The organism is Burkholderia plantarii, from assembly GCF_001411805.1.
In the GTDB taxonomy this organism is placed as follows: domain Bacteria; phylum Pseudomonadota; class Gammaproteobacteria; order Burkholderiales; family Burkholderiaceae; genus Burkholderia; species Burkholderia plantarii.
In genome coordinates, this window is the sequence record NZ_CP007212.1 from 661,754 (window position 1) to 688,056 (window position 26,303).

A 26,303-nucleotide genomic window follows, 5' to 3' on the forward strand; every position below is an offset into this window, starting at 1 on the left:
CGCTGCCGTGGCGTTCGCTCAACCGCAAGCTAGGAGAATGATTTGAACAAGTCCTTGATGATGGCGGCCGGCGCGCTCGCCGCCGCGCTGTCGATTCCGGCGATGGCCGCGCCGGTGACGTACCAGTTCGACCCGAGCCACACCTACCCGAGCTTCGAGACCGACCACTTCGGCGGCCTCTCGGTGTGGCGCGGCAAGTTCGACGAATCGAGCGGCACCGTGACGCTCGATCGCGCGGCGAAGACGGGCAGCGTCGAGGTGACGACCAAGATCGCGTCGATCCACACCGGCAGCGCGAAGCTCGACGAGCACGTGCAGACGCCGGACTTCTTCGACGCGGCCAAGTACCCGGATGCGACCTACAAGGGCACGCTGAAGTTCGAGGGCGACAAGCCGGTGGCGGTGGTCGGCAACCTGACGCTGCACGGCGTGACCAAGCCGCTGACGCTGAAGATCGACTCGTTCAAGTGCATGCAGCACCCGATGCTCAAGCGTGAAGTGTGCGGCGTGGACGCCGTCGGCGAATTCAACCGCGACGAGTTCGGCATCGACTACGGCAAGCAGTACGGTTTCAAGATGAAGACCAAGCTGCTGATCTCGGCCGAGGCGGTCGCGCAGTAAGCGCGGCATGACCGGCGCCCGGCGCCGGAACGTCAGCACGAAGAAAACCGCCGCGACCGGCAACGGGCGCGGCGGTTTGTTGTTTGGCCAAGCCGCGCGACACGAATCGGGCGGCGCTCGCGCCCGGCGCTTGTCCACCGGGCGCTGTGCCCAGCAGACGTGCGAGCCGTCGCGGCACCTCGCGCGGACGAAAAAAAACCGGCTCGATCGAGCCGGTTTTCCGGGCGGCGAACGCCGCGCGTCAGACCTGCGCGCCCGCGTTCGGATCGTTCGGGTCGTGCGCGCCCTTCTTGTCGCCGCGGATCAGGTCCTCGCGGCGGATGCCGAGCCACATCGCCAGCGACCCGGCCACGAACACCGACGAGTAGATGCCGAACATGATCCCGACCGTCAGCGCCAGCGCGAAGTAGTGCAGCGTCGGGCCGCCGAAGAAGAACATCGACAGCACCATCATTTCGGTCGAGGTGTGCGTGATGATGGTGCGCGACATGGTGCTCGTGATCGCGTGGTTGATCACTTCCTGCACGGTCATCTTGCGTTCGCGCCGGAACGTCTCGCGGATCCGGTCGAAGATCACGACCGACTCGTTGACCGAGTAGCCGAGCACGGCCAGCACCGCGGCCAGCACCGACAGCGAGAACTCCCACTGGAAGAACGCGAAGAAGCCGAGAATGATCACCACGTCGTGCAGGTTGGCGATGATGCCGGCCACCGCGTATTTCCACTCGAAGCGGAACGACAGGTAGATCACGATGCCGACCACCACGCAGGCGAGGGCGAGCAGGCCGTCGGTGGCGAGTTCCCTGCCGACCTGCGGGCCGACGAACTCCACGCGCTGCAGCTGCACGTCGGGGTTCTGCGCCTTGAGGCCCGCCATCACCTGATCGCTCTGCTGCGCCGAGGTCAGGCCCGGCTTCAGCGCGAGGCGGATCATCACGTTGCGCGAGGTGCCGAAGCTCTGCACCTGCGCGTCGGCGTAGCCGAGCTTGCCGAGCGCGGCGCGCACCGGCTCGAGTTCGGCCGTCTGCTGGTACTGCACTTCGAGCACCGTGCCGCCGGTGAACTCCACCGACAGGTGCAGGCCGCGATGCACGAGGAAGAACACGGCGGCCAGGAACGTCACGAGCGAGATCACGTTGAAGACCAACGCGTGCCGCATGAACGGGATGTCTTTACGGATGCGGAAAAATTCCATGTGCGTTCTCCGGCGCTTATTGGGACGAGCCCGGCTTCTTCGGCGGGACGCCGGGGCCGGAGCGGCGGCGCGCCACCGGCTTCGCGCCGCGTGCCGGGGTGCCGGCGTTCGCGGCCTTGGCCGCCGGGCGGGCCGCTTTCGCGGTGCCGGCGTCGCCATCCTGGTCGAGCCGCGCCTGGCCCGCGCCGGGCGTGGCCGCCGCCGGCTTCCAGACCTGGCCGATCGAGACCGACTTGAGCTTCTTGCGGCCGCCGTACCAGAGGTTCACGAGGCCGCGCGAGAAGAACACGGCCGAGAACATCGAGGTCAGGATGCCGATACAGTGGACGATCGCGAACGCGCGCACCGGGCCGGAGCCGAACGCGAGCAGCGCGAGGCCGGCGATCAGCGTGGTGACGTTCGAGTCGAGAATCGTCGCCCAGGCGTGCGCGTAGCCCTGCTGGATCGCGATCTGCGGCGAGGCGCCGTTGCGCAGCTCCTCGCGCACGCGTTCGTTGATCAGCACGTTCGAGTCGATGGCCATGCCGAGCGCGAGCGCGATGGCGGCGATGCCGGGCAGCGTCAGCGTGGCCTGCATCACCGACAGCGCCGCCACCAGCAGCAGCAGGTTCACCGACAGGCCGATCACCGACACCACGCCGAACAGCAGGTAGTAGGCGACCATGAAGACCGTGATCGCCACGAAGCCCCAGATCACCGAATGCACGCCCATGCGGATGTTGTCGGCGCCGAGGCTCGGGCCGATGGTGCGTTCCTCGATGATGTCCATCGGCGCGGCGAGCGAGCCGGCGCGCAGCAGCAGCGCGAGGTCGGCCGCGGCCTGCGGGGTCGGCTGGCCGGTGATCTGGAAGCGGTCGCCGAGTTCGGACTGGATCGTCGCGACCGTCAGCACTTCACCCTTGCCTTTCTCGAACAGCACCATCGCCATCGGCTTGCCGATGTTCTCGCGCGAGACCGTGCGCACCGAGCGGCCGCCGTTCGAGTCGAGCCGGATGTTGACCGACGGGCGGTTGTGCTCGTCGAAGCCGGCCGAGGCGTCGATGATGCGGTCGCCGGTGAAGATCACCTGCTTGCGCAGCAGTACCGGCGCCTGGTTGCCCTGCGTGAACAGCTCGTCGCCCGGCGGCACCGGGTCGGTCGGGTTCGGATGCAGGTTGGTCGGATCGGCGAGGCGCGCCTCGAGCGTGGCGGTGCGGCCGATGATGTCCTTCGCCTTCGCCGTGTCCTGCACGCCCGGCAGTTCGACCACGATGCGGTCGCGCCCCTGCTGCTGGAGGATCGGCTCGGACACGCCGAGTTCGTTGACGCGGTTGTGCAGCGTGGTCAGGTTCTGCTTCAGCGCGGCGTCTTCCACGGCCTGCTGGACCGCCGGCGTGAAGGTGCCGACCACCTGGTAGCCGCCGCCGCCGGGCTGCGTGGCCCATTGCAGTTCGGCGATCGAGCCCGCCAGGAAGCGGCGTGCCTGCTCGGCGGTGTCCTGGTCGGCGAAATTCGCGACCACCGACTGGTCGACGCGGTTCACGCCGCCGTCGCGGATGCCGCGATCGCGCAGCTGGGTGCGCGCGTCGGTGGCGTCGGAATCGAGCTTCTTGTTCAGCGCGCCCGTCATGTCGACCTGCAGCAGGAAGTGGACGCCGCCGCGCAGGTCCAGGCCGAGGTACATGGGCAGCGCGTGCAGCGCGGTCAGCCAGCGCGGCGAGGCGCTCTGCAGGTTCAGCGCGACGACGTATTGCGGATCGCTCGGGTCGCTGTTGAGCGCCTTCTGCAAGAGATCCTTCGCGCGCAGCTGGGTATCGGTGTCCTTCAGGCGCACGCGGATGTTCGCGTTGTTCGCCGAATTGTCGAACGTGACGTCGTCCGGCGCGATCTTCGCGGCCGTGAGCGCCGCCTCGACCTGGGCGAGCGTGTCCGAGTCGATCTTGACCGTGGCCTTGCCGCTCGACACCTGTACCGCCGGCGCCTCGCCGTAGAAGTTGGGCAATGTGTACAGAAGGCCGATCGCGAGCGCGACGACCATCACGACATATTTCCAGATTGGGTAACGATTCATGAGGGGGCCGAACGGGAAAGTTGGCTTGAAAAGCGTCGCGTCCGGCGACCTCGCCGCCCGCGCGTCGTTCGCGCGGGCCGGCTCGGATGCCGGACGCTCGGGGTACCGCTTACAGCGACTTGATCGTGCCCTTCGGCAGGATCGTCGTCACGGCCGACTTCTGGACCGTGATCTCGGTGCCTTCGGACACCTCGACGCCGACGTAGGCCTCACCGACCTTCGTGACCTTGCCCACCAGGCCGCCGTTCGTCACGACCTCGTCGCCCTTGGCCATCGCGGCGAGCATGTTGCGATGCTCCTTCTGGCGCTTCATTTGCGGGCGGATCATGATGAAGTAGAGCACCGCGAACATCAGGACGAGCGGCAGAAAGCTCATCAGGCTCGATTCGGCGCCACCGCCGGCGCCTTGCGCGAATGCATTGGAAATGAACGACACCTTGGTCTCTCCGTTGGGATGATCAGAAAAATAAGCCGGCTATTCTACCACCGGCGAAAAACGCGACGGCACCGCAAATGCGCTTTGGGATCAAGCTGTTAAGCCGGGTTCCGGCGATTTGCCGTGTTTCACGAAAGCATATTGTAATGTTGCGGGGCGCTCGCGGCCGGCGCGATCCGCGAAAAACGCGGCCCCGGGAGCATCGCCGCGGCATTCGACAAGCGTATGACGAATGGCGCGGCGGCGCGACTTCCGCGGGTCGCAGCGGTTGTTCATGACCGTCATCCGCCCGCCGCCGTTGCCCCCGGCGCGACCGGCTCGGCATCGACGCCGCGCGCACGGTCGGCCGCGAAGCGCGCGCGGAACGCGTCGAACGCATGCGTCTCGATCGCCTCGCGGATCTCGCTCATCAGCTTCAGGTAGTAATGCAGGTTGTGGATCGTGTTCAACTGCGCGCCGAGGATCTCGCCCACGCGGTGCAGGTGATGCAGGTAGCCGCGCGTGAAGTTGCGGCAGGTGTAGCAGTCGCAACTCTCGTCGAGCGGCTTCAGCGAGTTGCGGTGCGTCGCGTTGCGGATCTTCACGTCGCCGAAGCGCGTGAACAGCCAGCCGTTGCGCGCGTTGCGGGTCGGCATCACGCAGTCGAACATGTCGACGCCGTTGGCCACGCCCTCGACCAGATCCTCGGGCGTGCCCACCCCCATCAGGTAGTGCGGCTTGTGCGCCGGCAGCTTCGGGCCGACATGGCGCAGCACGCGCATCATGTCTTCCTTCGGCTCGCCCACCGACAGCCCGCCGATCGCGTAGCCATGGAAGTCGAGCGCGGCGAGGCCCGCCAGCGACTCGTCGCGCAGATCCTCGAACATGCCGCCCTGCACGATCCCGAACAGCGCGTTCGGGTTGCCGAGCCGGTTGAATTCGTCGAGCGAGCGCTTCGCCCAGCGCAGCGACATGCGCATCGACCCGGCCGCCTCCTGGTGGGTGGTCGGCACGTTGTCGGTGGCGTAGGGCGTGCATTCGTCGAACTGCATGACGACGTCCGAGTTCAGCACCTTCTGGATCTGCATCGACACCTCGGGCGACAGGAACAGCTTGTCGCCGTTGATCGGCGAGGCGAACGTCACGCCGTCCTCGGTGATCTTGCGCAGGTCGCCGAGCGAGAACACCTGGAAGCCGCCCGAGTCGGTCAGGATCGGCTTGTCCCAGCCCATGAAGCGGTGCAGGCCGCCGTGCGCGCCGATCGTCTCGAGGCCGGGGCGCAGCCACAGGTGGAACGTGTTGCCGAGGATGATCTGCGCCTGCATCTCGCGCAGCTCGCGCGGCTGCACCGCCTTGACGGTGCCGTAGGTGCCCACCGGCATGAAGATCGGCGTCTCGACCACGCCGTGGTTCAGCGTGACGCGGCCGCGGCGCGCGTGGCCGTCGGTCGTCAGCAGGTCGAATTTCAGCCCGTTGTCGGGTGGTACGTGGGGCGACACGGATTCCGGTTGGCGATCGGTCATTCAGGTACTCCTGGCCACCGGAATACAGTCCGGCGCTCGTTGCGAGTGGTTGCGGATGCCGCCGGCGCTCTGAACGCGCCGGCGGCGGAAAAAGGGTGGGGCGCCGGGGTGGGGCGCCGCCTCAGTCGGGCTCGCGCCGCGTGAGCAGCATGGCGTCGCCGTAGCTGAAGAAGCGGTAGCGTCCGGCGATCGCGTGGCGGTACGCGGCGCGGATCGGCTCGATGCCGGCGAACGCCGACACCAGCATCAGCAGCGTCGATTTCGGCAGATGGAAATTGGTGACGAGCCGGTCCACCACACGGAACCGGTAGCCCGGCGTGATGAAGATGTCGGTCTCGGCACGGGTGGCCGCGAGCGGCCGGCCGGCCGCCTCGGCGTCGCGCGCGGCCGCTTCCAGCGCGCGCATCGAGGTGGTGCCGACCGCGATCACCCTGCCGCCGCGCGCGCGGGTGGCCGCGATCCGCTCGACCAGCGCGTCGGTCAGCTCGTACCACTCGCTGTGCATCTTGTGTTCGGCGATGTCGTCGACGCGCACCGGCTGGAACGTGCCGGCGCCCACGTGCAGCGTGAGCGTGGCGGTCTCGATGCCGCGCGCGCGCAGCGTGGCGAGCAGCGCGTCGTCGAAGTGCAGGCCGGCGGTGGGCGCGGCCACCGCGCCGGGGTTGTTCGCGAACACGGTCTGGTAGCGCGTCTCGTCGGTCGCGTCGGGATCGTGCTCGATGTAGGGCGGCAGCGGCAGGCGGCCGTGGCGCTCGATCAGCGTCAGGCAGTCGTCGGGGAAATGCAGCGTGAAGAACGGCTCGACGCGCTCGCCGACCGTCACCTCGAACGCGTCGGCGAGCGTGAGCGTGGTGCCGGCCGCCGGGCTCTTGCTGGCGCGGATCTGCGCCAGCGCCGTGCGCGGGCCGGTCACGCGCTCGACCAGCACCTCGATCCGGCCGCCGCTCGCCTTCTGGCCGAAGAAGCGCGCCTTCAGCACCTTGGTGTCGTTGAACACCAGCAGGTCGCCGGCGGCGAGGCAGTCGGGCAGCTCGGTGAAGCGGCGGTCGACGAGCCGCGCGGGCGTGGCGGCGCCGTCCACCTCGAGGAGCCGGCTCGCGCTGCGCTCGGGCAGCGCCGTCTGCGCGATCAGCTCGGGCGGCAGGTCGAAATCGAAATCGGAAAGCTTGAACATGAACTGGGAAATGGGGACCAGACCGGGGCACGGCGGGGGGCGTGGCGGCGTGCATGCCGCGCAGCGCCGGCGCGAGCCGCTATGATGGCGGGGTCGCGCGGCTCGCGGGCGCCGCCCGGTCGTGCGACGTCAAAGCCGATATTGTACGTTGCTTGTCCCTTGCGAACTTCCGATCCGATGCCCGTACCCGCCCGCCGCTCCGTTTCCGCCGCTGCCGCCACCGATGCCGGGTTCGGCGACGCCGCGCGCGAGGACGGCCCCGGCGCTCCGGCGGACCCGCCGACGCGCGGCCGCGCACCGCGGCGCGGCCGCGATGGACGGCTCGCCGAGCCCGCCGTGGAAGCAGCCGACGCCTCGCGCGGCGAGGGGAGCGAAGGCGGCCCCGGTGCGGCGCGCGCGACGGATCCGGACGATGCCGGAGCATCGCCGAAGACGCCGGCCCGGCGTGGCCGCCGAAAGAGCAGCGGGGCCGACGAGCCCGGCGGCGACGCGCCGGCCGGCAACCCCGCCGCCGCCGATGCCGCCGCCGCCGATGCCGACGACGCGGACGCGCCGCCCTCCAAGGGCGCGAAAACCGCCAAGCCGGCCAAGGCCGTGCCCGCCAAGCTCGTCAAGACCGCCGACAAGCTCGCCAAGCTCGGCCTCACGCGCTCGATCGATCTCGTGCTGCATCTGCCGATGCGCTACGAGGACGAGACCACGCTCACGCCGATCCGCGAACTGCTGCCCGGCGAGGTCGCCCAGACCGAGGGCGTGGTCTACGACAACGAGATCACCTACCGCCCGCGCCGCCAGTTGCTGGTGAAGCTGCGCGACGACGACGGCGCCGAACTGGTGCTGCGCTTCCTGAACTTCTACGGCTCGCAGGTCAAGCAGATGGCGGTGGGCCAGCGGCTGCGCGTGCGCGGCGACATCCGCGGCGGCTTCTTCGGGCTCGAGATCGTGCATCCGGCGGTGCGCGTGGTCGACGAGAACACCCCGCTGTCGCAGGCGCTCACGCCGGTCTACCCGAGCACGGCCGGCGTCTCGCAGGCCTACCTGCGCAAGGCGATCGACAACGCGCTGTCGCGCACGCCGCTGCCCGAGCTGTTGCCGCCCGAGGTGGCCGCCGCGTACCTGCAGCCGCTCGGCGTGCCGGCGCTGGCCGACGCGGTGCGCCAGCTCCATCATCCGGCCGTCGACGACGACGAGACCGCGCTGATCGACGGCACGCATCCGGCCTGGATCCGCATCAAGTTCGACGAACTGCTCGCGCAGCAGCTCTCGCTCAAGCGCGCGCACGAGGAGCGCCGCACGCGCGCGGCGCCCGCCATGCCGCGCCGCGCGCCGGCCGATGCCGGCTCGCTGGCCGCGCGGCTGCTCGCGGCGCTGCCGTTCGCGCTGACCGGCGCGCAGGCGCGCGTGGTCGACGAGATCTCGCACGACCTCACGCAGCCGCACCCGATGCAGCGACTGCTGCAGGGCGACGTCGGCAGCGGCAAGACGGTGGTGGCGGCGCTGGCCGCCGCGCAGGCGATCGACGCCGGCTACCAGGCCGCGCTGATGGCGCCCACCGAGATCCTCGCCGAGCAGCACGCGCGCAAGCTGCGCGGCTGGCTCGAACCGCTCGGCGTGACGGTGGCGTGGCTGGCCGGCAGCCTGAAGGCGAAGGACAAGCGCGCGGCGATCGAGGCCGCCGCGCTCGGCACCGCGCAGCTCGTGATCGGCACCCACGCGATCATCCAGGACAGCGTCGAGTTCGCGCGGCTCGGCCTCGTGATCGTCGACGAACAGCACCGCTTCGGCGTGGCCCAGCGGCTCGCGCTGCGCGCCAAGGCGGGCGGCCCGGCCGGCTTCCAGCCGCACCAGCTGATGATGTCGGCCACGCCGATCCCGCGCACGCTCGCGATGACGTACTACGCCGACCTGGAAGTCTCGACCATCGACGAGCTGCCGCCGGGCCGCAGCCCGATCGTCACCAAGCTGATCGGCGACGCGCGCCGCGAGGAGGTGATCGGCCGCGTGCGCGACGCGGCGTTGGGCGGGCGGCAGGTGTACTGGGTCTGCCCGCTGATCGAGGAGAGCGAGACGCTGCAGTTGCAGACCGCCGTGGAAACCTACGAGACGCTCGTCGCGGCGCTGCCCGGCATCCAGGTCGGGCTGGTTCACGGGCGCCTCGCGCCGGCCGAGAAGGCGGCCGTGATGGAGGCGTTCTCGCGCAACGAGGTGCAGCTGCTGGTGGCGACCACCGTGATCGAGGTCGGGGTGGACGTGCCGAACGCCTCGCTGATGGTGATCGAGCACGCCGAGCGCTTCGGCCTCGCCCAGCTGCACCAGCTGCGCGGGCGCGTCGGGCGCGGCACGGCGGCCTCGGCCTGCGTGCTGATGTATAGCGGCCCGCTGTCGATCGCCGGCCGCGAGCGCCTGAAGACCATGCGCGAGACCAACGACGGTTTCGAGATCGCGCGCCGGGACCTGGAAATCCGCGGCCCCGGCGAGTTTCTCGGGGCGCGGCAATCTGGCGCCGCCATGCTGCGTTTCGCCGACCTGGAGCAGGACGGCTGGCTGATCGAGCCGGCCCGCGAGGCGGCCGGCGTGCTGATCGCGCGCCATCCGGACGTGGTGACCCAGCATCTGGCACGCTGGCTCGGCGCGCGCGAGCAGTTCCTGAAGGCCTGACGGTCACGCGCCCGGGCCGCGCCGCCTCGCCGGGAAGGCCGCCCGGCGGGGCGTTCACCGTTCGCTCCGCGGCCGCGTTCGAACCGGCCCCGAGAGCGCCGGACCACCTGCCGCAAAATATGACGGTCGAGAAGGCTGGCGAAATGGGCCTATCCGGTGTATAAATTAAAGCTATCGTTTTTATCCATCTGATTGACCCACAATGACGCTTACTGAACTCAAATACATCGTCGCGGTCGCGCGCGAGCGGCATTTCGGCCGCGCGGCCGAAGCGTGCTTCGTAAGCCAGCCCACGCTGTCGGTCGCGATCAAGAAGCTCGAGGACGAGCTCAACGTGCAGATCTTCGAACGCGGCGCGAGCGAGGTGAGCGTGACGCCGATCGGCGACCAGATCGTCACGCAGGCGCAGCGCGTGCTCGAACAGACCTTCGCGATCAAGGAGATCGCCAAGCAGGGCAAGGACCCGCTGGTCGGCCCGTTCCGGCTCGGCGTGATCTACACGATCGGGCCGTACCTGCTGCCCACGCTCGTCAAGCAGATGATCCGCCGCGTGCCGCAGATGCCGCTGATGCTGCAGGAGAACTACACGCTCAAGCTGCTCGAGCTGCTCAAGCAGGGCGAGATCGACGCGGCGATCATGGCGCTGCCGTTCCCCGAGACCGGGCTGATGGTGCGCCCGCTCTACGACGAGCCGTTCGTGGTCGCGCTGCCGTCGAGCCATCCGTGGTCGAAGCGCCGCAAGATCGACGCGGCCGACCTCAAACAGGAAACCATGCTGCTGCTCGGCAACGGCCATTGCTTCCGTGACCACGTGCTCGGCGTCTGCCCCGAGCTGATGCATTTCTCGCAGACGGCCGACGGCATCCAGAAGACCTTCGAGGGCTCGTCGCTGGAGACGATCCGCCACATGGTGGCGAGCGGGGTCGGGATCACCGTGCTGCCGCGCATGTCGGTGGCCGAGATCGGACCGACCGCCAACAACACCGATTCGGACCTGCTGTCCTACGTGCCGTTCGACGAGCCGGTGCCGGACCGCCGCGTGGTGCTGGTGTGGCGCAAGAGCTTCACGCGCATGCCGGCGATCGACGCGATCAGCGAGGCGATCTCGGCCTGCGTGCTGCCCGGCGTCGCCAAGCTCGACATGCCCGCCACGCTGAACTGAGCGTCGCGCGCGAGACCGGGGTGCGAACCGCCCCGGTTTTGTTTTGCCTATCGAATAGATGAATTCAATTAAATATACAGATTCGATAGGATTTTTTATGCTGGCCTCCATGGGTTGCCCGAGGTGACCCGCCGGGAAGTCCGCTCCCGGCCCTGAACCTGAACCACGGAGCCCGCCATGACGACCTTTTCCCGCCCCGCCGCCCCGGCCCGCGCGCTTTCCCGGACCCGCGCCGTGATCCGGCGCCTGCGGCCGCTGGCGTTCGCGTACCTCGAAGGTCGTCTGCTCGGCGCCTGAGCGCGCCCAGGACGCAGGCCAGTCGGCCGCGCCGCTTGTTCCGTTTCCGAATTTCACCCGATCCAGGAGTCCGCCATGAGCGACCGCAAAACCTTGACCCTTGCTTCCGGCGCTCCCGTCGCCGACAACCAGAACTCGATGACCGCCGGCCCGCGCGGGCCGGTCGCGCTGCAGGACGTGTGGCTGATCGAGAAGCTCGCCCACTTCGACCGCGAGGTGATCCCCGAGCGGCGCGTCCACGCCAAGGGCTCCGGCGCGTTCGGCGTGCTGAAGGTCGAGCACGACATCAGTCGCTACACGAAGGCGAAGCTGTTCGCCGCGGCCGGCACCGAGACGCCGCTCTTCATGCGCTTTTCCACGGTGGCGGGCGAGCGCGGCGCGGCCGACGCCGAGCGCGACGTGCGCGGCTTCTCGATCAAGTTCTACACCGAGGAAGGCAACTGGGACGTGGTCGGCAACAACACGCCGGTGTTCTTCATCCGCGATCCGCTGAAATTCCCGGACTTCATCCATACGCAAAAGCGCGACCCGTACACGAACCTGCGCAGCAACGTGGCGGCCTGGGATTTCTGGACGCGCCATCCCGAATCGCTGCACCAGGTCACGATCCTGATGAGCGACCGCGGGATTCCGAAGAACTACCGGCAGATGCACGGCTTCGGCTCGCACACCTATTCGTTCGTGAACGCCGACGGCGAGCGCTTCTGGGTGAAGTTCCACTTCAAGTCGCTGAACGGCATCGAGAACTACACCGACGCGGAGGCGGCGGCGGTGGTCGCCGCCGACCGCGAGAGCGCGCAGCGCGACCTGATCGGCAGCATCGAGCGCGGTGAATTCCCGCGCTGGGCGTTCAAGATCCAGGTGATGCCGGAGGCCGACGCAGCCACGGTGCCGTACAACCCGTTCGACATCACGAAGGTCTGGCCGCACCAGGACTATCCGCTGATCGAGGTCGGCACCATCGAGCTGAACCGCAACGCGCAAAACTACTTCGCCGAGGTCGAGCAGGCCGCGTTCACGCCGGCCAACGTGGTGCCGGGCATCGGCTTCTCGCCGGACCGCCTGTTGCAGGGCCGCCTGTTCTCGTATGGCGACACGCAGCGCTACCGGCTCGGCGTCAACCATCACCAGATTCCGGTAAACGCGCCGCGCTGCCCGTTCCACGCGTACCACCGCGACGGCGCGATGCGCACCGACGGCAACCTCGGCGGCACCGTGAACTACGAGCCGAACCGCCACGGCGATTTCGCGCAGGACCGTCGCGCGCGGGAGCCGGCATGGCAGGGCGGCGCGGTCGATCACTACGATCACCGCGAGGACGACGATTACTACAGCCAGCCGGCCGCGCTGTTCCGGCTGTTCAGCGGCGCGGAGAAGGCGCGCCTGTTCGGCAACATCGCGCGTCATATCGACGGCGTGCCGGCCGGGATCGTCGCGGACGCGCTCGCCCACTTCGCGAAGATCGATCCGGCCTACGCGGAAGGCGTAAAGCTGGCGATCGACGAAATCGCGGCGGCCGGGGCGCATTCCGCCTGAACCCGGCGGCGGGGCGTTCGCCGCCTCCGCAGTGCTGTCCCGTAGTTGCAGCCCCGAGTGCGCCGGCGTCGGCCGCTCCGGGGTCATCCGCCGCCGCGAGCGGCAAGCCACGACATTCGCAGGAGAACGTAACATGAACACGCCACGCCAGCACCCGCATGCCGGGCAGCCCGCCGGGCCTCGCGCCGTCGCCGTCAATCAGGCGGCCACTTCGGCGTTTCGCCAGACCTTCGGCCTCGCGGTGACGTTCGCCGGCATCGTGACGCTGGCCGCGCAGGCAGCGGCGCGTCTGCACGGTGCGGCTTGACGGCGCACCCGTGCCCGGCAAGGCGCCCGGCCGGTGCCGCTCATCCGTCCCTTTCGGGCGTTCTACGTTACACTGGGCGGGCTTGAATCGATCGTTTCAGGCAACACCATCGGGGTATTCTCGACGCGTTTTCGCCGGTTCAACTCATCGACAAGGAGTCAGCAACATGGCCAAAAAGGGCAACGCAACGCAGATCAACATCGGCATCAGCGACAAGGACCGCAAGAAGATCGCGGAAGGCCTGTCGCGGCTGCTGGCCGATACGTTTTCGCTGTATCTGAAGACCCACTATTTCCACTGGAACGTCACGGGGCCGATGTTCAACACGCTCCATCTGATGTTCGAGGAGCAGTACAACGAGCTCTGGCTCGCGGTCGATTTGATCGCCGAGCGAATCCGCACGCTGGGCGTGGTCGCGCCGGGCACCTACGGTGACTTCGCGAAGCTGACCTCGGTGCCGGAAGCGAGCGGCGTGCCGGTCGCGGAAGACATGATCCGCCAGCTCGTCGAGGGCCACGAGACGGTGGTGCGCACGGCGCGCGCGCTGTTCCCGGACGCCGACTCGGCGAGCGACGAGCCGACCGCCGACCTGCTCACGCAACGTCTGCAGACGCATGAAAAGACCGCCTGGATGCTGCGCTCGCTGCTGCAATAAGCGGTTGCCACAGGCGCGCACGCCGTCGTCGCGGCTGAACCTCCCGCTCGCGCGGGAGGTTTTTTTTCGTCCGTGGCTGGTGCGGTAACGGGGCGGCGGGCGCGGGCCGCGCCGGTTTACAATGCCCGCGAGCGCTTCCGTGGCGGGGCGCCGCCCGCCGCGCGCGGCAAGGCCCCGCCAGTCCGAGACCGAACCCCGAGATCCGCATGAGCCGACGCCCCGATCCCCAGTCCTCCACCTGTCCCGTCGCGCGCGCCGTCGACGTGATCGGCGATCGCTGGTCGCTGCTGATCGTGCGCGACGCGTTCGACGGCATGCGCCGCTTCGGCGAATTCCAGCGCAACCTCGGCATCGCCCGCAACATGCTGGCCGACCGGCTGCAGGCGCTGGTCGGCGCCGGCGTGCTGGCGCTCGCGCCGGCCGCCGACGGCTCTGCCTATCAGGCCTACGAACTGACCGAGCGCGGCCGCGCGCTGTTTCCGGTGATCGTCGCGCTGCGCCAGTGGGGCGAGGCGCAGCTGTTCGCGCCCGGCGACGCGCACTCGCGGCTGGTCGAGCGCGACGGCGGCCGGCCGGTCGCGCCGATGCGCCCGCTCGCGCACGACGGCCTGCCGCTGGCGGCGGGCGACACGGTGGTCGTGAAGGTGGACGACGCCTGACCGGTCCACCATGCCCGTCCGCATCGCACCGCACCGCGCCGGGCCTTGCCCGGCCTCAGGCCGCGTGCTGGCGGCATGACGAGGCCGCGCGACCATGCGCGTTACAATGCCGCCATCGTTTCCGTGGTGGAACCCCGACATGTTTGCCCGTTTCCCCCTCTATCTGAAGCTGGTCCGGATGGACAAGCCGATCGGCAGCCTGCTGCTGCTGTGGCCGACGCTGAACGCGCTGTGGATCGCCTCGAACGGGCGGCCCTCGCCGCTGCTGCTGGTGATCTTCATCGTCGGCACGCTGCTGATGCGCTCGGCCGGCTGCGCGATCAACGACTACGCCGACCGCGATTTCGACAGCCACGTGAAGCGCACCGTGGACCGGCCGCTGGCCTCGGGCAAGATCCGCGCATGGGAGGCGGTGGCGATCGCGGCGGGCCTCGTGATCGCCGCGTTCCTGCTGATCCTGCCGCTCAATCTGTTGACGAAGGAACTGTCGGTGGTGGCCGTGATCATCGCCGGCACCTATCCGTTCATGAAGCGCTTCTTCGCGATTCCGCAGGCCTACCTCGGCATCGCGTTCGGCTTCGGGATCCCGATGGCGTTCGCGGCCGTGCAGGACACCGTGCCGCTGATCGCCTGGGTGATGCTGGCCGCCAACGTGTTCTGGTCGGTCGCCTACGACACCGCCTACGCGATGGTCGATCGCGACGACGACCTGAAGATCGGCATGCGCACCTCGGCGATCACGTTCGGCCGCCACGACGTGCTGGCGATCATGCTCTGCTACGCGATGGTGTTCGCGATCTACGTCTGGGTCGGCCTGGTCGAGCGCTTCGGGCCGCTCTACTGGCTCGGCTGGGCCGTCGCGCTCGGCTGCTCGGTCTACCACTACACGCTGATCAAGGACCGCGACCGCATGAAGTGCTTCGCCGCGTTCCTGCACAACAACTGGCTCGGCGGCGCGCTGTTCGTCGGGATCGCCGCGCACTACGCGGTGGCCGCGCTCTGAGCGTGGCGGCCGGCGGCAACGGCCGGTGAGGTGAAAAGCGCGAGGCGGCCGGACAGGCCGCTTCGTCGTTTACGGCGCCGGGAGGCGCCGGAGGAGATCGGTGCGCGTTGCCTGCGGGGCGCCGGCAAGCCGCGCGGCCGGGCTGCTGCACGGCCGCCGTGGTCCGGTATGCGCGCCGCGTCGGCTTACGCGCCGCCCAGCTCGTCGCCGAGTTCGCGCGCGCGCGCCTCGGCCGCCAGCACGCCGCGCACGATCGCCTGCTTCAGGTCCTGCGCGTCGAACGCCGCGAGCGCGGCCGCCGTCGTGCCGCCCTTCGAGGTCACGCGCTCGCGCAGCACGCCGGCCGGCTCGCCCGACTGCGCGGCCAGCTGCGCCGCGCCGGTAAACGTCGCCACCGCCAGCGCGCGGCCCTGTTCGTCGCTCATGCCGAGCTGGCGCGCGGCGTCCTGCAGCGCCTCGATGAAATAGAACACGTAGGCGGGGCCGCTGCCCGAGATCGCGGTGACGGCGTCGAGCTTCGCCTCGTCGTCGAACCAGACCGTCTCGCCGACCGCGCCGAGCACGGCCGAACCGAGTTCGCGGCCCGCCGCGTCCACGCCCGGCAGCGCGGCGAGGCCGGTCACGCCCATCCCGACCAGCGCCGGCGTGTTCGGCATGGTGCGCACGACGCGCGCGTAGCCGCCGAGCCAGTGCGACAGGTCGGCCGCGCGGATGCCGGCCGCGATGCTGATCACGAGCGCGCCGTCCAGGTGCGGCGCGAGCGCCTTCGCGACCGCGCCGAGCACCTGCGGCTTGACCGCCAGCACGATCGCGTCGTAGCCGGCCAGCGCGGCGTCGATCGCCTCGCCGGTGCGCACGCCGAACGTCTCGCGCAGCCTGGTGCGCGAACTGTCGTTGGGGTCGATCACGTAGAGCGAGTCCGGCGCGGCGGTGCCGCGCTTGATGATGCCGCCGATCAGGGCGGAGGCCATGTTGCCGCCGCCGATGAATGCAATTTTCATGATGGTTGGGAGGGGGAAGCGAAGGGTCAGGACGCGCTCGGCGTCGAATAATCACGGGCGCCGAAGATCGCGGTGCCGATCCGGACGATCGTCGCGCCCTCGAGCACCGCCGCCTCGAGGTCGGCCGACATCCCCATCGACAGCGTGTCGAGCGCGAGGCCGCCGGCGCGCAGCGTGTCGTACAGCTCGCGCAGCACCCGGTGCGGGGCGCGCTGCGCCGCGAGGTCGCCGCCCGGTTCGGGAATCGCCATCAGGCCGCGCAGCCGCAGCGCAGGCAGCGCCGCGATCGCCTGCGCGAGCGCGGCGACCTCGGCCGGCGCGACGCCGCTCTTGGTCGCCTCGCCGCTGACGTTGACCTGCACGCAGACGTTGAGCGGCGGCAGGTGCGCGGGGCGCTGTTCGGCCAGGCGCTGGGCGATCTTCAGGCGGTCGACCGAATGCACCCAGTCGAACTGCTCGGCTACCGCGCGCGACTTGTTCGATTGCAGCGGCCCGATGAAATGCCATTCGAGCGAGGCGCGCAGATCGGCGAGCGCGGCGATCTTGTCGAGCGATTCCTGCACGTAGTTCTCGCCGAACGCACGCTGGCCGGCCGCGTGCGCGGCGCGCACGGCTTCGGCCGGGAACGTCTTCGACACCGCGAGCAGCGCGACGTCACCCGGCGCGCGGCCGGCGGAGCGGGCCGCATCGTCGATGCGGCGGTGGACGGAGGCGAGACGGGCGGCGAGATCGGACATACGCGGAAGGAGGGTCGAAAAACGAAAAGGGCGCCGTGCGGACGCGGCACGGCCCATTATACGGAGCACGTCCGGTCGCGGGCGGCCCTGGCGCGGCACGGCGGCGCGCGCGCCGCGACTGCGTCAATCGTCGAGCAGCTGCTCGACCAGCTGGATCCAGTGCATCACGGGCGTGGCCGTGCCGCTTTGCAGGTGAGTGATGCAGCCGACGTTGCCCGACACGATCAGTTGCGGGTCGAGCTCGCCGAGCTTCGCGAGCTTCTGCCGGCGCAGCTTGTACGACAGCGCTGGCTGGGTCAGCGAATAGGTGCCGGCCGACCCGCAGCAGAGATGGCTGTCGGCCGGCACGCGCAGTTCGACGCCGAGCGCCTCGAGCAGCCGCTCGACCTTGCCGCGCGATTGCTGGCCGTGCTGGAGCGTGCAGGGCGGATGGTAGGCGACGGGCTGCATCGCGCGATGCCGGGCGAGCGCGACGAGTCGCGTCTCGAAGCCGGCCAGCAGCTCGGACACGTCCCGGGTCAGCTCGACGATGCGGCGCGCCTTGTCCGCATAAGCGGCGTCGTCGCGCAGCAGGTGCGCGTACTCGAGCACGGTCGCGCCGCAGCCGCTCGCGTTCATCACGATCGCCTCGACGCCCTGCTCGACGAACGGCCACCACGCGTCGATGTTGCGGCGCGCGTCGGCGAGCGCCTCGTCGCGGTAGTTCAGGTGCAGCCGGATGGCCCCGCAGCAGCCGGCTTCGGGCGCGATCACGGTCTCGATGCCGAGCGCGTCGAGCACGCGCGCCGTCGCGATGTTGACGTTCGGCATCATCGCGGGCTGCACGCAGCCGGCCAGCATCAGCATCTTGCGCGGATGGCGCGCGCTCGGCCATTCGAGCGGCCGGGTCCGGGCCGGCACCTTGTCGCGCAGCCGCCGCGGCAGCAGCGGACGCAGCTGCTGGCCGAGCCGCATGGCGGGCGCGAACAGCGCGGCGTTCGGCACGAAGCTCGCGAGCGCGCGGCGCATGAGGCGCTGCGACAGCGGGCGCGGCACGCGCGCGTCCACCTGCTGGCGGCCGATCTCGACCAGCCGTCCGTACTGCACGCCCGACGGGCAGGTGCTCTCGCAGCTGCGGCAGGTCAGGCAGCGGTCCAGGTGCTGCTGGGTGCTGCGCGTCACGGGTGCGCCTTCGAGCGTCTGCTTGATCAGGTAGATGCGTCCGCGCGGGCCGTCGAGTTCGTCGCCGAGCAACTGGTAGGTGGGGCAGGTCGCCGTGCAGAAGCCGCAGTGGACGCACTTGCGCAGGATCGATTCGGCTTCGTCGCCGTCGGGCGTGTCGCGGATGAAGTCGGCGAGATTCGTCTGCATGGGCTCAGAGGTCGGGGTAGAGCCGGCCGCGATTGAACACGCGTTCCGGGTCGAACGCGGCCTTCAGGCCGCGGTGCATCGCCGCGAGCGGGCCCGCGAGCGGCGTGAACACGCCGGCGCCGCGATCGTAGCCGCTGCCGGCGCGGTACAGCGTGGCGTGGCCGCCGGCCTGCTTCGCGCTCATGCGCACCGTCTGCGCGTCGGCGTCGGTGATCCACCAGCGCTGCGCGCCGCCCCATTCCATCATCTGCGAGCCGGGCAGGTGCAGCGGCTCGGTGATCGAGGGCAGCGACAGGCGCCACAGCGCGTGGCCCGGCGCGAGGATGTTGAAGTATGGGTCGTCCTGCTCGCGCACGCCTGCCCAGAAGCGCTCGGCCTCGACCGCGTCCACCGCCTCGCCGCCGAGCGTGGCCTTGGCGGCCTTCACGGCGGCCTCGGCGCCCGACAGCCGCAGCACCAGCGTGCCGAAGCGCCAGACGCTCGCGCTGACCGGAAACGGATGCCCCGACCATTCGTTGAGCTTGCGCACCGCGTCGGTCGCGCTCATGTCGAACTTTAGCGTCAGCTCGGCCACCGGCACCGGCAGCACCTTCACCGACAGGTCGAGCATCAGCCCGAGCGTGCCGAGCGAGCCCGCCATCAGCCGCGACACGTCGTAGCCGGCGACGTTCTTGACGACCTGGCCGCCGAAGCGCAGCACGCTGCCGCGGCCGTTCATCAGCGTGACGCCGAGCACGAAGTCGCGCGCCGCGCCGGCGCTGGCGCGGCGCGGGCCGGACAGGCCGGCCGCGATCACGCCGCCGAAGGTGGCCGCGGCGCCGAAGGCCGGCGGCTCGAACGCCAGCATCTGGCCGTGCGCGGCGAGCTCGGCCTCGATCTGCGCGAGCGGCGTGCCGGCCCGCGCGGTGATCACGAGCTCGGCCGGGTCATACGACACGATGCCGTGATGCGCGCGCGTGTCGAGTATCTCGCCGTCGAGCGACTCGCCGTACCAGTCCTTCGTGCCGCCGCCGCGAATCCGCAGGCCGCGGCCATCGGCGGCCGCCGCGCGGATGCGTTCGGCCCAGTGCGCGACGATGTCGTCCTGTTCCATCCGGTGCCGCCTCGTCCTCAAGTTTTTTGTGCCTCGATTGTACCGGCGCCATCGGCGCCGACAGTCGGGCGAACTCCCTAGATCCCGCGGCCCGCGCCGTCTTGACGTTCAGAAGCGCGGCAGGTCGGGGTGCGGCAGCAGCCCGCCGCGCACGTGCAGGCGGCCGTACTCGGCGCAGCGCGCGCGGCTCGGGATGCCCTTGTCGGGATTCAGCAGGTTGGCGGGATCGAACGCGCGCTTGACGGCGAGGAACGCGTCGCGCTCCTCGGGCGAGAACTGCACGCACATCGAGTTGAGCTTCTCGACGCCCACGCCGTGTTCGCCCGTCACCGTGCCGCCCAGCTCGACGCAGCTCTCGAGGATCTCGGCGCCGAACAGCTCGGCGCGATGCAGCTGGTCGGGATCGTTGCCGTCGAACAGGATCAGCGGATGCATGTTGCCGTCGCCGGCGTGGAACACGTTGATGCAGCGCAGGCCGTAGCGCGCCTCCATCTGCTCGATGCGCGCGAGCAGCGGGCCGATCGCGCGGCGCGGCACCGTGCCGTCCATGCAGTAGTAGTCGGGCGAGATGCGGCCCGCGGCGGGAAACGCGTTCTTGCGGCCCGACCAGAAGCGCAGCCGCTCGCTCTCCGAGCGCGACACCTGGATGCGCGTCGCGCCGTTCTCCTGCAGCACCGTGGTGACGCGCGCGATCTCCTCGATCACTTCGTCGGGCGTGCCGTCCGATTCGCAGAGCAGGATCGCGGCCGCGTCGAGATCGTAGCCGGCCTGCGTGAAAGCCTCGACCGCCTGGGTGGCCGGCTTGTCCATCATCTCGAGCCCGGCCGGCACGATCCCGGCGGCGATGATCGCGGCCACCGCCTCGCCGCCCCTGACGACGTCGTCGAAGCTCGCCATCACGAGCTGGGCGGCCTGCGGCTTCGGGATCAGCCGCACCGTGACCTCGGTCACGATCGCGAACATGCCCTCGCTGCCGATCATCACGGCGAGCAGGTCGAGGCCGGGCGTGTCGAGCGCGAGCGAGCCGAACTCGACCACGTCGCCGTCGATCGTCACCGCGCGCACGCGCAGCACGTTGTGGACCGTCAGCCCGTATTTGAGGCAGTGGACGCCGCCCGAATTCTCGGCGACGTTGCCGCCGATGGTGCAGGCGATCTGCGAGGACGGATCGGGCGCGTAGTAGAGCCCGTAGGGCGCGGCGGCCTCCGAGATCGCGAGGTTGCGCACGCCGGGCTGGACCGTGGCGGTGCGCGCGTAGGAATCGACCTCGACGATGCGCGTGAAGCGCGCGAGCGAGACCACGATCCCGCCCTCGTGGGGCAGCGCGCCGCCCGACAGGCTGGTGCCGGCGCCGCGCGGCACGATCGGCACGTTCATGCGGCGGCAGATCTGCACGATGCGCTGCACCTGCGATTCGGTTTCCGGCAGCGCCACGGCAAGCGGCAGCCGCCGCCAGGCGGCGAGGCCGTCGCACTCGTAGGCGGCGGTTTCCTCGTCGCGGTGCAGCAGGCAGTGGCCCGGCAGCACCGCCATCAGCGCCTGCACGACTTCGCGCTGGCGCTGTGCGCGGCTGGCCGGGTCGGGCCGCGTATCGGTATCGGCCTGGTGGATCGCGGCTTCGGCGGTGTTCATGCGTCGAGGCTGAAGATCTTGCCGGGGTTCATCAGGTTGCGCGGGTCGAGCGCGAGCTTGATCGCGCGCATCGTCTCGACGGCGTTCTCGCCGTGCTCGGCCGCGAGGAAACGCATCTTGTGCAGGCCCACGCCGTGTTCCCCGGTGCAGGTGCCGCCCATGCGCAGCGCGCGCTCGACGATGCGCTGGTTGATCTGCTCGGCCTCCTCGAGCTCTTCCGGTTTCGCCGGATCGATCAGGATCGCCACGTGGAAGTTGCCGTCGCCGACATGGCCGACGATCGGGCAGGGCAGCGTCGAGGCGCGCAGGTCGAGTTCGGTTTCCTCGACGCACTCGGCGAGCCGCGAGATCGGCACGCAGACGTCGGTGGTCACCGCGCGGCAGCCGGGCTTCAGCTGCAGCATGCCGAAGAACGCATTGTGGCGCGCCGACCAGAGCCGCGTGCGGTCCTCGGGGCGCGTGGCCCATTCGAAGCCTTGGCCGCCGTTCTGCGCGGCCAGTTCCTGCACGCGCTCGGCCTGCTCGCGCACGCCGGCCTCGGTGCCGTGGAATTCGAAGAACAGCGTGGGTGCTTCGGCGAGCGTCAGGTTCGAGTGGCGGTTGATGGCGCGCACGCCGAGCGCGTCGACGAACTCGACGCGCGCGATCGGCACGCCGATCTGGATCGTCTCGATCACCGAACGCACCGCGTCGCCCATCGACGGGAACGTGCAGATCGCGGCCGACACCGCCTCGGGCAGCGGATGCAGGCGCAGCGTGACTTCCGTGATCACGCCGAGCGTGCCCTCGGAGCCGACGAACAGGCGCGTGAGGTCGTAGCCGGCCGAGGACTTGCGCGCGCGGCTGCCGGTCTTCACGACGCGGCCGTTGGCCAGCACGGCGGTCAGGCCGAGCACGTTCTCGCGCATCGTGCCGTAGCGCACGGCATTGGTGCCCGAGGCGCGCGTGGCGGTCATGCCGCCGATGCTCGCGTCGGCGCCCGGGTCGATCGGGAAGAACAGGCCCGTGTCGCGCAGCGCCTCGTTGAGCGTCTTGCGCGTGATGCCGGGCTCGACCGTCACGGTCAGGTCGTCGGCGTCAATCGACAGCACGCGGTTCATGCGCGACACGTCGAGCGAGACGCCGCCGCGCACCGCGAGCAGGTGGCCTTCGAGCGAGGAGCCGGCGCCGTAGGGGATCAGCGGCACGTCGTGCTGCGCGCAGAGCGTGACGACGGTGCCGACCTCGTCGGCGCTCTGCGCGAACACGACGGCGTCGGGGAGTTCGGGATCGAACGGCGATTCGTCACGGCCGTGATGGGCGCGGACCGCTTCCGAGGTCGACACGCGCTCGCCGAACGCGGCGACGAGCGCCGCGCGCAGCGCATCGGGGAACGGGCGGCGCAGCGACGCCGGGGGGGCGGGATGGTTCACGCGTGTCTCCTTGGGGCGATTTGTTCGGGTTCGTTCATTGCGTGCGGCGCGCGTCGGGCGCGCTCGCGGTGGCCGGGCCGGCTTCGGGCCTGCGTGGGATGCGGCTCGCGAAGGCGGTGCGCGGCGACCGGCAAATTATTCTACGCGCAAAGCCCGCTGCCGCGCCGCGGCGAGCGCTGGGATAATGGCGGCGCGGTTCGTGGTCTGGTTCGTGGTCTGGTTCGTGGTCTGATTCGTGGCTCGACGGGAGGACGCGGAGCGCCGCCGGCTGCCGGGATCCGCCGGTCCGGCGGCGGTGGACGCGAGCCGGTGCGCTGCGTTGCCGGTCGCCCGCGATGAACATGCCGCCAGACGGGGCCGGCGGGCGATCCGGGTGGAAAGCGATGCGCGGGCCGGGAGAAGGCGGCACGAAAGCAGCGCGAACGCCACGCACACGCGCCACGGAAAGCGGCACAAAAGCGGGGTGAGCACCCCGCCGCACACGTCATCAACACGACACCACGAGGACACGAGATGGGCAACCGCCTCAGCAAGATCGCGACCCGCACCGGCGACGACGGCACGACCGGCCTCGGCGACGGCAGCCGGGTCGGCAAGGACGACGCGCGAATCGCGGCGATCGGCGACGTCGACGAACTGAACTCGCAGCTCGGCGTGCTGCTGGCCGAGCCGCTGCCCGAGGAACTGCGCGGCGCGCTGTCGGCGATCCAGCACGACCTGTTCGACCTCGGCGGCGAACTCTGCATCCCGGGCCACGTGGCGATGACCGACGCGCACCTGGCGCGGCTCGACGACTGGCTGGCCCACTACAACGCCCAGCTGCCGCCGCTCAAGGAGTTCATCCTGCCCGGCGGCTCGCGCGCGGCGGCGCTCGCGCACGTCTGCCGCACCGTGTGCCGGCGCGCCGAGCGCTCGATCGTGACGCTCGGCGCGGCCGGACAGGTGGCGCCGACGCCGCGCCGCTACGTCAACCGGCTCTCGGACCTGCTGTTCGTGTGCGCGCGCGTCCTGAACCGCGCGGACGGCGGCAGCGACGTGCTTTGGGAGCGCGGCCGGCCCGACTGAGGCGGGCGCCGGAGGCGGCGCGGGCGGTCGCGCCGCCTCGGCATGACATCGACGGCAATACCGGGCGGGATCGTTGCAACTGCGGCAATTTGTCCATCTCGATATTCGGTCTTAAAGATGTATCGTAAATGCATCTTTAAACCAGCGCCCCCAATGGAGAACAACGATGACGACGCTCACCGCCGAGCAGATGGACCGTGTCAAGGCAACCGCCCCGGTGCTTGCTGCCCAGGGACCGAAGATCACGCAGCATTTCTACCAGCGGATGTTCCACCACCATCCCGAACTGCGGAACCTGTTCAACCAGTCGCACCAGAAGGCGGGTGGCGGCCAGCCCGAGGCGCTGGCTCGGGCGGTGTGGGCCTATGCGGCGAACATCGACAATCTCGGCGCGCTCGGCGGCACCGTCTCGCGCATCGCGCACAAGCACGTGAGCCTGTCGGTGCGTCCCGAGCATTACCCGATCGTCGGCGAAAACCTGCTGGCCGCGATCGTCGAGGTGCTCGGCGAGGCGGTGGATGCGCCGACGCTCGACGCGTGGCGGGCCGCGTACGCGCAGCTCGTGCAGATCCTGACCGGCGTCGAGGCGCGGCTCTACGCTCAGGCGCCGTGGACCGGCTATCGGCCGTTCCGGGTCGCGCGCAAGGTGCGCGAAAGCGACGAGATCACCTCGTTCTACCTGGAGCCGACCGACGGCGGTGCCGCGCCGGACTTCGAGCCGGGCCAGTACATCTCGGTCAAGCGCTACATCGGCGAGCTCGGCGTCGACCAGCCACGCCAGTACAGCCTGTCGGACCTGCCGAACGGCAAGTGGCTGCGGATTTCGGTGAAGCGCGAGGCGGGGCGCGGCGCCGCGGTACCGGCCGGGAGGATGTCGACGCTGCTGCACGACGGCGTCGAGGAAGGGGCGATCGTCGAGGTGTCGGCGCCGATGGGGGATTTCACGCTCGCTCGCGAGGCCGACACGCCGGTCGTGCTGATTTCGGGCGGGGTCGGCATCACGCCGATGGTGTCGATGGCCTCGGCGCTGGCCGCGGCCGGCAGCCGGCGGCCGCTCCATTTCGTCCACGCCTGCCGCTCGGGCCGCGTCCATGCGTTCCGCGACTGGCTCAACGCGCTGGTGGCGAGCCGCCCGGACACGACGCGCCACGTGCTGTACGAGATCGTCGGCCCGGACGATGAAGCCGGCGTCGATCACGACCGCGAAGGGCGGCTCACGCCGGCCGAACTGCGCGCGGCCGTGCTGCCCGATGCCGACTATTACCTCTGCGGGCCGGTCGGCTTCATGACCGCGCAGCGCGACGCGCTGCTCGCGCTCGGCGTCGCGCCGGCGCGCGTGCATACCGAGATCTTCGGTTCGGGCGCGGTGGAATGAGGCCGGGTGCCTGACGGCGCATCGCCCTGGCTGCCATGGGCAGGCCCGGGCGATGCATGTCGCTGCAGGGGAAAGGGCCGGTTCGCCGAGAGGCGGCCCGGCCCTTCAGGCTGCGTGGCGTCGGCTTTAGTTGCCGCTGCCGCGCGCGACGCGGCGTGCCTTGACGGCGTCGGCCAGCCCTTCGAGCACCTTGACGCTGTCGTCCAGGCTGATGCAGGCGTCGGTGATGCTCTGACCGTAGGTCAGCGGGCAGCCCGGCGTCAGGTCCTGGCGGCCGGCCACCAGGTGCGATTCCACCATCACGCCGACGATCCGTTCGTCGCCGGCCGCGAGCTGGCGGCCGATGTCGGCGCAGACCGGGATCTGGTTCTCGTGCTTCTTCGAGCTGTTGGCGTGGCTCGCGTCGATCATCAGGCGCGCGGCGAGGCCGGCCTTGCCGATGTCGGCGCAGGCCACGTTGACGCTCTCGGCGTCGTAGTTCGGCGCCTTGCCGCCGCGCAGGATCACGTGGCAGTCCTCGTTGCCGGCCGTCGAGACGATCGCCGAGTGGCCGCCCTTGGTCACCGACAGGAAATGGTGCGGCTGCGAGGCGGCCTTGATCGCGTCCACGGCGATCTTCACGTTGCCGTCGGTGCCGTTCTTGAAGCCGACCGGGCACGACAGGCCCGAGGCGAGTTCGCGGTGGACCTGCGACTCGGTGGTGCGCGCGCCGATCGCGCCCCACGACACGAGGTCGGCGATGTACTGCGGGCTGATCATGTCGAGGAACTCGGTGCCGGCAGGCAGGCCCAGCTCGTTGATCTGCAGCAGCAGTTCGCGCGCGGTGCGCAGCCCTTCGTTGATCTTGAAGCTGTTGTCGAGGTGCGGATCGTTGATGAGCCCCTTCCAGCCGACCGTGGTGCGCGGCTTCTCGAAGTAGACGCGCATCACGATCTCGAGATCGTTCTGGAAGCGCCGGCGCAGTTCGACGAGTTGCTTCGCGTAATCGACCGCGGCGTTCGTGTCGTGGATCGAGCACGGGCCGATCACCACCACCAGGCGGTCGTCCATGCCGTGCAGGATCCGGTGCAGCGAGCGGCGCGTGCTGTAGATCAGTTCCGCCACGGCTTCCGAGCACGGGAACTCGCGGATCAGGTGATTGGGCGGCGTCAGTTCTTTCAATTCGCGAATCCGGACATCGTCGGTGTTGTGCGGTGGCATGCTTGTGTTCTCCAGTGTCGCGTCGCCGGGGCGGTCGCGCTCGGCCGTTGCGGGTATCGATCGGTGTGGCCTGGATGCGGCCGGGTTCATCGGCGCCGGCGCTGCTGAACCGGCGGGACGAAAAAAAACCGCCGGGTTCGCCGGCGGTTTTCTGGGAATTTGGTTCGCGCGTCGCGCGCTATC

23 protein-coding genes are annotated in these 26,303 nt (G+C 69.8%); 10 read left to right on the forward strand and 13 right to left on the reverse strand.

Annotated elements, in window-relative coordinates:
* The first annotated feature begins 42 nt into the window (after positions 1 to 42).
* Complete coding sequence (locus bpln_RS02955; protein WP_042623895.1) at positions 43 to 621, forward strand: YceI family protein; 579 nt, start codon at positions 43 to 45, stop codon at positions 619 to 621.
* Positions 622 to 862: 241 nt separating this feature from the next.
* Here the strand turns inward: bpln_RS02955 and secF are convergent, their stop codons facing one another.
* From secF to queA, 6 genes are all read right to left on the reverse strand, one after another.
* Positions 863 to 1,816, reverse strand: coding sequence for a protein translocase subunit SecF (gene secF, locus bpln_RS02960; RefSeq protein ID WP_055138044.1), 954 nt, complete (start codon positions 1,814 to 1,816; stop codon positions 863 to 865).
* A gap of 16 nt (positions 1,817 to 1,832) precedes the next feature.
* A complete protein-coding gene (gene secD, locus bpln_RS02965) occupies positions 1,833 to 3,866 on the reverse strand; it encodes a protein translocase subunit SecD (RefSeq protein ID WP_055138045.1) in 2,034 nt (677 codons plus the stop codon).
* Between the two features lie 109 nt (positions 3,867 to 3,975).
* Entirely contained in the window at positions 3,976 to 4,302 is a 327-nt protein-coding gene (gene yajC, locus bpln_RS02970; protein ID WP_042623898.1) for a preprotein translocase subunit YajC, read from the reverse strand.
* 90 nt (positions 4,303 to 4,392) lie between these two features.
* Positions 4,393 to 4,578: a hypothetical protein gene (locus bpln_RS36575; RefSeq protein ID WP_158511996.1), complete on the reverse strand. Its 186-nt coding sequence runs from the start codon at positions 4,576 to 4,578 to the stop codon at positions 4,393 to 4,395.
* 5 nt (positions 4,579 to 4,583) lie between these two features.
* Positions 4,584 to 5,804, reverse strand: a complete 1,221-nt coding sequence (gene tgt, locus bpln_RS02975; RefSeq protein ID WP_055138046.1) for a tRNA guanosine(34) transglycosylase Tgt — start codon at positions 5,802 to 5,804, stop codon at positions 4,584 to 4,586.
* A 121-nt stretch (positions 5,805 to 5,925) separates the two neighbouring features.
* Positions 5,926 to 6,978 (reverse strand): tRNA preQ1(34) S-adenosylmethionine ribosyltransferase-isomerase QueA, encoded by a 1,053-nt coding sequence (queA, locus tag bpln_RS02980; protein ID WP_055138047.1) that lies wholly within the window; start codon positions 6,976 to 6,978, stop codon positions 5,926 to 5,928.
* A gap of 177 nt (positions 6,979 to 7,155) precedes the next feature.
* Between queA and recG the strand changes: the two genes are divergently transcribed.
* The 7 genes from recG to ubiA all read left to right on the forward strand — a co-directional run bounded on the left by recG (position 7,156) and on the right by ubiA (position 15,255).
* On the forward strand, positions 7,156 to 9,636 hold the full coding sequence (gene recG, locus bpln_RS02985; protein ID WP_055138048.1) for an ATP-dependent DNA helicase RecG: 2,481 nt from the start codon (positions 7,156 to 7,158) through the stop codon (positions 9,634 to 9,636).
* Between the two features lie 202 nt (positions 9,637 to 9,838).
* Positions 9,839 to 10,798 (forward strand): hydrogen peroxide-inducible genes activator, encoded by a 960-nt coding sequence (locus bpln_RS02990; RefSeq protein ID WP_042623902.1) that lies wholly within the window; start codon positions 9,839 to 9,841, stop codon positions 10,796 to 10,798.
* A gap of 372 nt (positions 10,799 to 11,170) precedes the next feature.
* Complete coding sequence (locus bpln_RS02995) at positions 11,171 to 12,631, forward strand: catalase (RefSeq protein WP_055138049.1); 1,461 nt, start codon at positions 11,171 to 11,173, stop codon at positions 12,629 to 12,631.
* Between the two features lie 133 nt (positions 12,632 to 12,764).
* On the forward strand, positions 12,765 to 12,938 hold the full coding sequence (locus bpln_RS37100; RefSeq protein WP_167352300.1) for a hypothetical protein: 174 nt from the start codon (positions 12,765 to 12,767) through the stop codon (positions 12,936 to 12,938).
* A 166-nt stretch (positions 12,939 to 13,104) separates the two neighbouring features.
* The gene (dpsA, locus tag bpln_RS03000; protein ID WP_042623904.1) at positions 13,105 to 13,593 is read left to right on the forward strand and encodes a non-specific DNA-binding protein DpsA; all 489 of its coding nucleotides are present in this window, start codon (positions 13,105 to 13,107) and stop codon (positions 13,591 to 13,593) included.
* 206 nt (positions 13,594 to 13,799) lie between these two features.
* Positions 13,800 to 14,252: a winged helix-turn-helix transcriptional regulator gene (locus bpln_RS03005; RefSeq protein WP_042623905.1), complete on the forward strand. Its 453-nt coding sequence runs from the start codon at positions 13,800 to 13,802 to the stop codon at positions 14,250 to 14,252.
* A 139-nt stretch (positions 14,253 to 14,391) separates the two neighbouring features.
* Entirely contained in the window at positions 14,392 to 15,255 is an 864-nt protein-coding gene (gene ubiA / locus bpln_RS03010) for a 4-hydroxybenzoate octaprenyltransferase (RefSeq protein ID WP_042623906.1), read from the forward strand.
* Between the two features lie 185 nt (positions 15,256 to 15,440).
* Here the strand turns inward: ubiA and proC are convergent, their stop codons facing one another.
* The 6 genes from proC to bpln_RS03040 form a co-directional block, all read right to left on the reverse strand.
* Complete coding sequence (gene proC / locus bpln_RS03015) at positions 15,441 to 16,256, reverse strand: pyrroline-5-carboxylate reductase (protein ID WP_055138050.1); 816 nt, start codon at positions 16,254 to 16,256, stop codon at positions 15,441 to 15,443.
* A gap of 26 nt (positions 16,257 to 16,282) precedes the next feature.
* Positions 16,283 to 16,993 (reverse strand): YggS family pyridoxal phosphate-dependent enzyme, encoded by a 711-nt coding sequence (locus tag bpln_RS03020; protein WP_055138051.1) that lies wholly within the window; start codon positions 16,991 to 16,993, stop codon positions 16,283 to 16,285.
* A gap of 123 nt (positions 16,994 to 17,116) precedes the next feature.
* On the reverse strand, positions 17,117 to 18,343 hold the full coding sequence (gene glcF, locus bpln_RS03025) for a glycolate oxidase subunit GlcF (protein WP_055138052.1): 1,227 nt from the start codon (positions 18,341 to 18,343) through the stop codon (positions 17,117 to 17,119).
* A gap of 4 nt (positions 18,344 to 18,347) precedes the next feature.
* A complete protein-coding gene (glcE, locus tag bpln_RS03030) occupies positions 18,348 to 19,436 on the reverse strand; it encodes a glycolate oxidase subunit GlcE (protein WP_042623910.1) in 1,089 nt (362 codons plus the stop codon).
* Positions 19,437 to 19,544: 108 nt separating this feature from the next.
* Positions 19,545 to 21,068, reverse strand: a complete 1,524-nt coding sequence (locus bpln_RS03035) for an FAD-linked oxidase C-terminal domain-containing protein (RefSeq protein WP_244132131.1) — start codon at positions 21,066 to 21,068, stop codon at positions 19,545 to 19,547.
* Entirely contained in the window at positions 21,065 to 22,480 is a 1,416-nt protein-coding gene (locus tag bpln_RS03040; protein ID WP_042623911.1) for an FAD-binding oxidoreductase, read from the reverse strand. The genes bpln_RS03035 and bpln_RS03040 overlap by 4 nt, the downstream gene beginning before the upstream one ends.
* Before the next feature lie 513 nt (positions 22,481 to 22,993).
* Between bpln_RS03040 and bpln_RS03045 the strand changes: the two genes are divergently transcribed.
* Positions 22,994 to 23,545, forward strand: coding sequence for a cob(I)yrinic acid a,c-diamide adenosyltransferase (locus tag bpln_RS03045; protein ID WP_055138053.1), 552 nt, complete (start codon positions 22,994 to 22,996; stop codon positions 23,543 to 23,545).
* 166 nt (positions 23,546 to 23,711) lie between these two features.
* The gene (gene hmpA, locus bpln_RS03050; protein ID WP_055138054.1) at positions 23,712 to 24,920 is read left to right on the forward strand and encodes an NO-inducible flavohemoprotein; all 1,209 of its coding nucleotides are present in this window, start codon (positions 23,712 to 23,714) and stop codon (positions 24,918 to 24,920) included.
* A gap of 126 nt (positions 24,921 to 25,046) precedes the next feature.
* On the opposite strand, the gene aroG is transcribed toward hmpA, so the two are convergent.
* Positions 25,047 to 26,120: a 3-deoxy-7-phosphoheptulonate synthase AroG gene (aroG, locus tag bpln_RS03055; RefSeq protein WP_055138055.1), complete on the reverse strand. Its 1,074-nt coding sequence runs from the start codon at positions 26,118 to 26,120 to the stop codon at positions 25,047 to 25,049.
* Positions 26,121 to 26,303 lie beyond the last annotated feature (183 nt).